Source organism: Frankia sp. AgB1.9, from assembly GCF_016786355.1.
Taxonomy (GTDB): Bacteria; Actinomycetota; Actinomycetes; order Frankiales; family Frankiaceae; genus Pseudofrankia.
In genome coordinates, this window is sequence record NZ_JADWYX010000196.1 from 1 (window position 1) to 10,264 (window position 10,264).

Sequence of the window (10,264 nt, forward strand, 5' to 3'; positions counted from 1 at the left end):
GCGGGCCAGGCACAGGCCCCAGTCCGACCACCAGGCCCCCGTGGTCCAGATCTTCGAACCATTGAGGATCCAGTCGTGGCCCGGCCCCCCCCCCCCCCGGGGGGCGCCCCCCCCCCCCCCCCCCGACGAGGCCGACGACGATGACGACAGCTCCGACCAGTTCGGTGGGGACACCCCGCCGCGGATCGACCCGCCGGCCCAGCCGGGGCCGTCGTCCTCCGGCCCCAGCGGCGGCCACGGCGCCCGAGCCGGAGCCCGCGCCGGCTCGGGCGGTGCCGGGGCGTCCGGCGACGAGTCAGGGGCCGCGGGCACCGGCGGCGCGGCCGGCGGCGGCGGCGGCGCCTGAAGACATCCTGAACGGGGACGCAGATGTCCCTGAGCCTTGGGCCGGACCACCCGGGCCGGGCCCGGCCGGAGGCAGACTGGGCACGTGCGGGTACTGGTGGTAGACGACGACGCGGCGGTACGGCAGTCCCTCGAGCGGTCACTGCGGTTCGAGGGGTACGAGGTGGCGACCGCGGCCGACGGCCTGGCGGCGCTTGAGCTGATCGCCAGAGAGCGGCCTGACATCGCCGTGCTCGACGTGATGATGCCCCGGATGGACGGCCTGGAGGCCTGCCGGCAGCTGCGGGCACGGGGCGACGACCTGCCCGTGCTCATGCTGACCGCCCGGGACGGGCTGGCCGACCGGGTCTCCGGCCTCGACGTGGGCGCCGACGACTATCTGGTCAAGCCGTTCGCGCTCGAGGAGCTGTTCGCCCGGCTACGGGCCCTCTCGCGCCGGTCCGCACTGGCCGCCAGGGCCGGCGCCGGCCGCGGCTCGTCGGCCGGGAGCGGTGGCCCGGCGCCGCTGAGCTATGGCGGCGTGGCTCTTGACCAGAGCAGCCGCCAGGTGACCCGCGACGGGCGCGAGCTGACGTTGACCAAGACCGAGTACGAGCTCCTGGAGCTGTTCCTCACCCACCCGCGGCAGGTGCTGTCCCGCTCCATGATCATGGAGCGGGTGTGGGGCTACGACTTCGGGCCGTCGTCGAACTCGCTCGAGGTCTTCGTGAGCTACCTGCGCCGCAAGCTGGAGGCCGGCGGCGAGGCGCGGCTGCTGCACACCGTCCGCGGCGTCGGCTACGTCCTGCGGGAGCAGGCCGCGTCGCCACCTCGTGAGCCGTCCTCGTGACCGATCCGGTCGTCATCCCTGGCGCGGTCTCGTCACCGCCCAGGTCGCCCGGCGCAGGCCCCGCGACACGCAGGACGGCGAGATCTGGGTCGACCGGGCCCCGACGGCGGCAGCGCTGGTTCTCCCGGCTGGCCCTGCGCAACCGGATGGCGGTCCTCGTCGGGATCGCGGTCACCTGCGGCATGGCCGTGGTCGCCGGCGTCGCGCTCGGCGTCACCAACGTCGTCCTGCGCAACGCCATCGACACCCAGCTCAGCAGCCAGGCGGCGCTCGCCGCGCACAGCGTCCGGCTCGGTCCTGACATCCCGGGCGGCACGATCCACCTGGTGGGCGTCAGCTTCAGCCTGCCGCTGCAGGTGATCCAGGACGACGGCTCGATCGTCCCGCCGCAGTGGCCCGTGTCCGGCTACGTCCGGCTGCCGGTGGACTCCGAGGACATCGCGTTCGCCCGCGACCAGCTGGACGGGATCCGGCTGCGCACCGTCACCGTGGGGGGCACGGAATACCGCGTCGCCACGGCATCCCAGCGGATCTCGACCGACGAGCAGATCCGCGAGCTGGGGATCGGGTCGCTCCAGAACCCGCCGCCGCCGTTGAACCTGGCGGTGCAACTGGCCCGGCCGATGTCGGACGTCCAGCAGACCCTGCGCGAGCTGGGCCTGGTGATGCTGGTCGTCGGTCTGCTCGGGGTCGCCGGGTCGATGCTCGCCGGCATGTTCGTGGCCCGCGCGGCGCTGAAACCGGTGGACGAGGCGGCCGCCGCCGCCGAGCACGTGGCCCGCACCCAGGACCTGTCCGCGCTGATCCCGGTGAACGGCACCGACGAGGTGGCCCGCCTCGCGGAGAGCCTGAACAGCATGCTGCGGGCGCTGGAGGCGTCCAAGGAGCGGCAGCGCCAGCTCATCGACGACGCGAGCCACGAGCTGCGCACGCCGTTGACCAGCCTGCGTACCAACATCGAGCTGCTGATCCGCTCGGAGGCGAACCCGACCAGGGCGCTGCCCGCGGCCGACCGGACGGCACTGCTCAGCGACGTCGACGGGCAGATGCGCGAGCTGACCGGGCTGGTCAGCGAGCTGGTGGAGCTCGCCCGTGACGAGGCGCCGGTCGAGGAGGTCGAGCGGCTCGACCTGGCCGAGGTCGTCGCCGCGGCCGTCGCCCGAGCGCGCCGGCGGGCGACCACCAAGGGCATCGTGATCGAGGTGACGTCGGCGCCGTCCTGGATCGACGGCCGGCCGAGCATGCTGGAGCGAGCGGTCACCAACCTGCTGGACAACGCGGTGAAGTTCTCACCGGCGGACTCGACCGTGCGGGTGCACACCGCGATCGGCGAGGTCATCGTCAGCGACGAGGGCCCTGGGATCGCGAGCGCCGACCAGCCGCACGTCTTCGAACGCTTCTACCGGTCCATGGACGCCCGCAGCCTGCCCGGCTCCGGCCTCGGGCTCGCCATCGTCGCCGACGCCGTACGTACCCACGGCGGTGCCGTCGCCGCGGGGCCGGCGCCCGGTGGCGGCGCCCGGATGCGGATGTGGCTGCCCCTGGCGCCCGGCCCGCCGCTGGAACTGCCCCCCGCGCTCCCGCTGGCTGGCTCGGCGCCGCCGGGCGGGCCGCCCGGCTCGGCGCCCGCCGGCCTGGCGCCAACCGGCTCGGGGTCGGCCGACCTCGCGGCGGCCCACGGCGCGGCGGAGGCCGCCGAGTCGTTGGCGCCTGTCGACACGGGTGGGCCGACCAGGCCCAGGTGAGGCCGCCGGGTCGACGGGCGGCAGGATCCGGGTGGTGACCTCCGACGATCCCGCGCGCGCCACGACCCCACGCGACCCGGCTGCCACCCAGGCGGGCGCCCCCCGTTCCCAACCGGAGGCAGTCACGGCGGACCCGGCCGGACCGTTCGGCGACGTCGAACCGGCCCTGGCCCGGCTGGCCGCGATGTACGGCGTCGCGACGGGCTACCTCGACGCCAGGGACCAGCCGGTCGCCGTCCCGGTGGTCGCCGTCCGCCGGGTGCTGGAGCTGATGGGCGTCGACACGGCCGATCCGGTCGCCGCGCTGGCGGCCGCGCAGGCGGCGCCGTGGCGGCGGCTGGGGCCGCCGAGCGTCGTCGTGAAGGCCTCGGCGCCGACCGCCGTGACGCTGCGGCTGCCGGCCGGGCTTGCCCCCGAGGCCGTCCGCTGCGAGCTGGTGCTGGCCGACGGAACGGTCCTGGCGGTCACGGCCGGACCGGCGGGGGAGCGACGCGAGCTCGACGGGGCCCAGCTCGTCGCCCGGCCCGCGCCGCTGCCCGCCGGGCTGCCGCTAGGCGACCACGTCCTGCGCGTGCGCGCCGGGGAGCTGGAGTCGACGACGCAGGTCGTCGCGGTCCCCGACCGGGTGCCCGAGCCGACCGAGCCCGCCACGAACCCAGCCCGGATGTGGGGCTGGATGGTCCAGCTGTACGCGCTGCGCTCGGCCGGCTCCTGGGGGATGGGCGACTACGCCGACCTGGCGACGCTCGCGGCCTGGTCCGGTTCGGCCGCCGGAGGGCGCGCGGACGTGCTGCTCGTCAACCCGCTGCACGCGGCCGCGCCGACGCTGCCGGTCCAGTCGTCGCCCTACTACCCGGCGAGCCGGCGCTTCCTCTCGCCGCTCTACCTGCGCCCCGAGGACACGCCCGAGTACGCCGCCGCCGACCCGGCGACCCGTGCCGCCGTGGATGGTCACGCCGCCGCCGCGCGCGAGGCCCATCTCGCCGCCGACGGGTTCGGCGAGCTGATCGACCGGGACACGGTCTGGAAGTCCAAGCTTGCCGCCCTCGAGCTGCTGTTCGCCTGGTCGCCCGCTGCCGCTGCCGCTGGTGCCGGCGAGGCCGGGGCTGAGGTGGCCGAGTTCGCCCTCTGGTGCGCGCTCGCCGAGCGGCACGGCCCCGACTGGCGGGTCTGGCCGGCCGAGCTGCGCGACCGTGAGCCGTCAGCCCTGGCCGCCGCGCGGGCCGAATTGGCCGACCGGGTCGCGTTCCACCGCTGGCTGCAGGCGCGGGCCGAGCAGCAGGTCGCCGCGGCCCAGGCGGCCGCCGAGGCCGCCGGGATGCGGGTCGGCATCGTCCACGACCTGGCCGTCGGCGTCGACCCGGCCGGCGCGGACACCTGGGCCGACCGGGACGCGTACGCCGTCGGGGTGAGCATCGGCGCCCCGCCAGACACGTTCAACCAGCAGGGCCAGGACTGGGGGCTGCCGCCGTGGCGGCCGGACCGGCTCGCCGCGACGGGCTACGCGCCGCTGCGCCGGATGATCGCCGCGGTGCTGGGGCGCGGCGGCGGGCTGCGGGTGGACCACATCCTCGGCCTGTTCCGGCTGTGGTGGATCCCGGCTGGCGCAGGCGCCGGGAACGGCACCTATGTCCGCTACGACGCCGAGGCGATGCTGGGCGTGCTCGCGCTGGAGGCGGCGAAGGCCGGGGCCCTGGTCGTCGGCGAGGACCTCGGCACGGTGGAGCCGACGGTCGCCACGACGCTGGCCGACTTCGGCGTCTTCGGCTCCTCCGTGTTGTGGTTCGAGAACGACGCCGACGGAGTCCCACTGCCGCCGGCCGCCTGGCGGGCCCGGACGATGGCCAGCGTCACCACCCACGACCTGCCGACCGCCGCGGGCTTCCTGCTGGGCGAGCACATCCGCGCCCGCGCGGAGCGTGGCCTGCTGGCTCGGCCGGTCGCCGCGGAGACGGCCGAGTGGCGCGCGAGCAGGGATGCCCTGCTCGCGCACCTGCGCGCCCATGGCCTGCTCGCGCCGGCCGCGGAGCCGGCCTTGGAGCCGGAGACCGGGGACGAGCTGGCGCCGGAGCTGCTCCAGGAGGCCGCCCTCGGGATGCACCGGCTGCTGGTCGCCACCCCGGCGCGGATCATCCTGGCCGCGCCGGGCGACGCCGTCGGCGACCGCCTCCAGCCGAACCTGCCCAGCACGGTGGACAGCTACCCGAACTGGCGCCTTCCGGTCCGGGACTCCGACGGCCGCCAGGTGACACTGGAGGAGCTGATGGCCGACGAGCGGGTCGCCCGCCTCGTCGCCGTCCTCGCCGAGGCCGCCGGCCAGCCAGGTGGGCCGGCCGCCAGCCCCTGACCGACGCCCCGGCCGGCCGGGTGGGCCGGTGGCCAGTCCGGTGCACCACATGGGTAACCGTGGTGTCTCGTGGCCAGGCCAATGCCGGTAGTGTTCGGAACCGTGAATCGCCGTCCTGCGTCATCTGGGGCCAAGATCGGGCCCGTGCCATCTGGGGCCAAGAACCGGCCCGTGCGCCGTGGCGCGCGTCGTGCCGCGACGCTGGCCGTGCTGACCACCCTGACCGTGCCGCTCTTCTCCGCCGCGGCCCTCGCGGACACGGGGCAGGTCGGGACGAAGTACAACCCGGACCCGCTGTCGCCGCTGGACACCTGGCTGATCTACGGCGGCACCATCGTCGGCGGCTTCCTGCTCGCGCTGGTCCTCACCGCGCTCGCGGGCCGCAAGAGCTCCGCACGGTACCGCCCGGGGCAGCGCTGGGAGCACGACTCGATCTGGCTCGGTGGCGAGTCCGCTGACCAGGACGCGGCCGACGCGCCGAAGGAGACCGCCGGCACGGCGACACCGGGTTCCGGTGGAGCCAGTGGCAAGTGGTGAGGCGTTCCGCCAGGACCAGCTTGACCGGCTGAACCGGGCCCGGCTGCTCGCCGAGCAGCAGACCGGTATCGGCTTTCATGTCCGCGTCGGCGCGGTCTCCGGTGATCCGGAGGCCGCGGCCGACCGGCTGCTCACCGAGATCGTCGGTGGCCGCCTGACGGGCGACCACGTCCTCGTCGTCGTCTCACCGGGGCAGCGGTTCGTCCGGGTCGTGACCACTCCGACCGCGCGCCGCCGGATCTCCGACGCGGCGGCCTCGCTGGCGACGCTGTCGATGACCTCCAGCTTCGCCGTCGGCGACCTCGTCGGCGGCCTGGTCAGTGGCCTGCGCCAGCTCGCGGACGCGGCGGGCCGACCGGGCCGGCCACCGGGTCAGCCCGACCCGGCCGGCGACCCCCTTTCGCCCGCCGCCGCGCCGACGGGTTCCGGCCGGGCGCCACAGGGCTCCACGAGCCCGGCCGCCGCGACCGCGCGGTTCGGCCGGCGCGCACCGATCAGCGCCGTCTGACCTGGGCCGGCCGCCGGCCGGCAGCCGCCGCGGTCCGCTGGCGAGTGGTCGACGCCGAAAGGTCCCGCCGCCTCCCGTCTGGGTCCCCAGCGCCGTCAAGCTCTGTTCCCGTGTTTCGTCGCGCCGGCAGGCAGATCGCCGCGGGTGTGAGTCTCGTCGCTCGTCTGGGTTCGAAAGTTGAACTTAGATGATACGGTCCTGCCGTCAGGTGATCCCAGCGGACCCGGGAGACGGATCGATGGACGACCTCGTGGTGACCGGCGGACGTGCCGGCGGCCAGGACGACCCGGGCGGTGCCACGGCGCTCGCCGCGGCGGAACCGGCCGAGCGGACGTCCGGGTCGCTGGTCGCGCCCGGCGCTGCTGGGACCAGTTCGGTGGCAGCCGGAGCCGCCCCCGTCGCGGCCGGACGGGCTCGGGCGGTGTTCGTCGTCGTGTGCGCCGCGATCTTCATGTCGAACCTGGACCTGTTCGTCGTCAACGTCGCGTTCCCGGACATCCACCGGGACCTGGGCGGTGGCCTGTCGGCGCTGTCCTGGGTGCTCAACGCGTACGCGATCGTCTTCGCCGCCCTGCTCGTGCCCGCCGGCCGGCTCGCCGACCGGTACGGGCACCGGGCCGGATTCCTGCTCGGCACCGGTCTGTTCACGCTCGCCAGCGCGGTCTGCGCGGCCAGCCCCGGCCTGGCGACCCTGATCGCCGGCCGGGCGATCCAGGCGGCCGGCGCGGCGGTGCTCATCCCGACCAGCCTCGCGCTGCTGCTGGACGCGACGCCGCCGGCCCGGCGCGCGGGCGCGGTGCGTGGCTGGGCCGCCGTCGGTGGGCTCGCGGCGGCGCTGGGCCCGGTCGTGGGCGGCCTGCTCGTCGAGGCCAACTGGCGGTGGGTGTTCCTGATCAACGTCCCGGTCGGCGTGGTCACGCTGGTGGCCGGCGTCCGGGTGCTGCCGCGGCTGCGGAAGGCGGCGGCCGGCCGGCTGCCGGACTTCGTCGGCGTGCTGGCGCTGACCGCCGGGATCGGCCTGCTGGCGCTAGGCCTCGTCGAGTCGTCCAGCTGGGGCTGGGGTTCGGCCAGGGTGATCGGCGCGCTGGCGGCAGCGGTGGTGCTGCTGGCCGGTTTCGTCGTGCGGTCGGCGCGGCATCCGGCGCCGGTGGTGGAGCTGTCGGTGCTGCGCGCGCCGGGGTTCGGGCCGGCGGTGGTCGCGCTGTTGCTGTTCAGCGTGGCGTTCGCGGCGATGCTGCTGTCGGTCGTGCAGTACATGGACGCGGCCTGGGGCTGGTCGGCGCTGCGGATCGGTCTGGCGATCACGCCAGGGCCGGCGATGGTGCCGCCGGTGGCGCTGCTGCTGGCCGGCCGGGTGGTCGGCCGGTTCGGCCTCGGCCGGGTCGCGGGCACCGGCTCGGTCCTGTTCGCCGCTGGGGTCGCCTGGTGGGCGCTGCGGATCGACCTGCACTCGCCGTACGCGTCGAGCCTGCTGCCGGGCATGCTGCTCACCGGCATCGGCGTCGGCCTGGTGCTGCCGACGCTGACGGCCGGCGCCAGTACCGTGCTGCCGCCGGACCGCTTCGCCACCGGCAGCGCGGTGGTCAACATGTCGCGCCAGATCGCCAGCGTGCTGGGCGTCGCCATCCTCGTCGCCGTCGTCGGCTCGCCCGGCCGGGACGAGGTCGTGCGCTCCTTCCACCACGGCTGGTGGTTCGTCGCCGCGACCGCGCTGGCCGCCGGCCTCGCCGCCTTCACCGGCCTGTCTCGCCGCCCGGCCCGCCCGGTGGCCGCCGGGCGCTGAGGGAGCCCCGGCTGCCTCTCATGGTCTGGGCGATTCGTGGTCGCCCGCGCGACCCGAAGTCGCCCAGACCATGGGCCGCCCACTGTTCTCTGGTGTTCCAGAAATTTACTGCTTCTTGGAATTCGCTTTGTGGTCCGCTGGCTATTATCTCGCGCCTGGTAAATATCGGCGAGTCCGCAGGGTACGTCGGCGACCGAGTTCTCGTCGACCGGTGTCCGATATCAGTCCGGGTCGCCGCCGCCGAGCATCTTCCGTTCATACTCGCTGGTAGCAGGGAACTTCTGACGGGCCCTGCCGGCTGGCTTGAGTAAGTGACCGGCTTTTCCTGCCTGGCGCGAGGCTTCCTGGAAACCAGCGGACTCCATTCCCGCTGCCGAGTTCGTCGGTGAACTCGGAAGGTCTGATCCTGGCTGCCCGGGCGATTCGCCGGCGGCGAGGAGATGTGATGAACGAGGTCGTGGCCACGGAATGGTGGTCCGATAACCAGGGACGACCGGAAACCGCCGGGCCGTCGAGGCGGTCAGCCGAGCCTGAGCTGACGACGGTGGAGCTGCCAGATCCTCCGGCCCCGCCGCCGTCGTGGACCGGGCGGGAGGCCGGCGGCCGGCCGCCGGCGTGGGCCGCGGGAAACCGGGACCAACCGACCCTGGTGCTGCGGCAGCCGTTCGAGGCTCCGTTGGAGCCGGTCACGCAGGCACTGTCCCGCGGTGCCCGGCACGCGCGCCCGGCAGCGGCCCCGCGGGCGCGGGCGGTGTTCGCCGTCGTGTGCGCGGCGGTCTTCTTGTCCAACCTGGACCTGTTCGTCGTGAACGTCGCGTTCCCGGACATCCACCGCGCTCTGGGCGGCCAGCTGTCGACGCTGTCCTGGGTGCTTAACGGCTACGCGATCGTCTTCGCCGCGCTGATGGTGCCCGCCGGTCGCCTCGCGGACCGCCACGGGCATCGGGCCGGCTTCCTGTTCGGCCTCGGGCTGTTCACGGCGGCGAGTGCCGCCTGCGCCGCGAGCCCCGGCCTGGGCACTCTGATCGTGGCCCGGACCGCGCAGGCCGTCGGCGCGGCGGCGCTGATTCCGACGAGCCTGGCGCTGCTGCTCGCCGTCACCCCGCCTGAACGCCGACCCGCCGCCGTGCGGGGCTGGGCGGCGGTCGGCGGGCTCGCGGCGGCGCTCGGGCCGGTCGTCGGTGGCCTGCTCGTCGAGGCGGACTGGCGGTGGGTGTTCCTGATCAACGTGCCCTTCGGCGTCGTCGCGCTGGTGGCCGCCCTCCGCGTGCTGCCACGCCGGCGTCCGGAGGTCTCCGGTGCGTTCCCCGACGCGCTGGGGGTGCTGCTGTTGACCTTCGGCGTGGGCCTGCTGGCGCTTGGCCTGGTCCAGGCGTCGTCCTGGGGCTGGACGTCGGCGAAGGTGGTCGGCAGCTTCACGGTGGCCGCGCTGTTCCTGGCCGGGCTCGTCGTGCGGTCGGCGCGGCATCCGGCGCCGGTGGTGGAGCTGTCGGTGCTGCGCGCGCCGGGGTTCGGGCCGGCGGTGTGCGCGCTGCTGCTGTTCAGCGTGGCGTTCGCCGCGATGCTGCTGTCGATCGTGGCGTACCTGGACGCCGCCTGGGGCTGGTCGCCACTGCTGGTGGGGCTGGCGCTCGCACCCGGGCCCGCGATGGTGCCGCCGGTGGCGCTGGCCCTGACCGGCCGGTTGGTCGGGCGGTTCGGCGCCGGCGCGGTCGCGGCCGTCGGCACGCTTGCCTTCGCCGCAGGTCCCGCCTGGTGGGCGTGGCGGACCGGACTACCCCATGACTACGCGACGGCCATGCTCCCCGGCCTGCTGATCGTCGGGTTCGGAGTCGGGCTGGCACTGCCGACCCTGACCGCCGCGGCGACGTCCGCGCTGCCGGCCGACCGGTTCGCGACGGGCAGTGCGGTGGTGAACATGTCCCGCCAGATCGGCGGCGTGCTCGGCGTCGCCATTCTGATCGCCGTCATCGGCTCGCCGTCGGCGCGGACGGTCGTCGGCGCCTTCCACGCGGGCTGGTGGTTCTGTGCCGCCGCCTCGCTCGCGGCCACCGCCGTCGCGGCGCTCGGCCTGATGGCCCGCCGGCCGGCGCGGGGACCGGCCTGACCAGGCCCGCTGCCGGGCCAGAACAGCCGAGGCCGGGTTGGGCACGACGACGACGTCGGGCCC

General features: G+C 75.1%; 7 protein-coding genes and 1 pseudogene. All 8 read left to right on the plus strand.

Features of this window, described 5'->3' with window-relative positions; genetic code table 11:
• Positions 1-346: pseudogene (locus I6A60_RS39370) on the plus strand (hypothetical protein); the annotation flags it as partial.
• Positions 347-430: 84 nt separating this feature from the next.
• On the plus strand, positions 431-1,174 hold the full coding sequence (locus tag I6A60_RS39375) for a response regulator transcription factor (RefSeq protein WP_203022163.1): 744 nt from the start codon (positions 431-433) through the stop codon (positions 1,172-1,174).
• Positions 1,171-2,919, plus strand: a complete 1,749-nt coding sequence (locus tag I6A60_RS39380; RefSeq protein WP_203022164.1) for an ATP-binding protein — start codon at positions 1,171-1,173, stop codon at positions 2,917-2,919. The genes I6A60_RS39375 and I6A60_RS39380 overlap by 4 nt, the downstream gene beginning before the upstream one ends.
• Positions 2,920-3,190: 271 nt before the next feature.
• The gene (gene malQ / locus I6A60_RS39385) at positions 3,191-5,266 is read left to right on the plus strand and encodes a 4-alpha-glucanotransferase (RefSeq protein ID WP_374210285.1); all 2,076 of its coding nucleotides are present in this window, start codon (positions 3,191-3,193) and stop codon (positions 5,264-5,266) included.
• Positions 5,267-5,410: 144 nt separating this feature from the next.
• Complete coding sequence (locus tag I6A60_RS39390; protein WP_307874100.1) at positions 5,411-5,803, plus strand: hypothetical protein; 393 nt, start codon at positions 5,411-5,413, stop codon at positions 5,801-5,803.
• Entirely contained in the window at positions 5,790-6,311 is a 522-nt protein-coding gene (locus tag I6A60_RS39395; protein WP_203022167.1) for a DUF5130 family protein, read from the plus strand. Before I6A60_RS39390 ends, I6A60_RS39395 begins: the two co-directional genes overlap by 14 nt.
• 238 nt (positions 6,312-6,549) lie before the next feature.
• Positions 6,550-8,094 carry an MFS transporter gene (locus I6A60_RS39400; RefSeq protein ID WP_203022168.1) on the plus strand — a complete coding sequence of 515 codons (1,545 nt, stop codon included), beginning with the start codon at positions 6,550-6,552 and terminating at the stop codon, positions 8,092-8,094.
• A gap of 445 nt (positions 8,095-8,539) precedes the next feature.
• A complete protein-coding gene (locus I6A60_RS39405; protein WP_203055855.1) occupies positions 8,540-10,201 on the plus strand; it encodes a DHA2 family efflux MFS transporter permease subunit in 1,662 nt (553 codons plus the stop codon).
• Positions 10,202-10,264: the final 63 nt, after the last annotated feature.

What these genes read in the sequence shown, in the direction of transcription:
- malQ (WP_374210285.1), top strand. Translation starts at nt 3,191, where the DNA reads ATGGGCGTCGACACGGCCGATCCGGTCGCCGCGCTGGCGGCCGCGCAG.
- I6A60_RS39400 (WP_203022168.1), top strand. Translation starts at nt 6,550, where the DNA reads ATGGACGACCTCGTGGTGACCGGCGGACGTGCCGGCGGCCAGGACGAC.
- I6A60_RS39405 (WP_203055855.1), top strand. Translation starts at nt 8,540, where the DNA reads ATGAACGAGGTCGTGGCCACGGAATGGTGGTCCGATAACCAGGGACGA.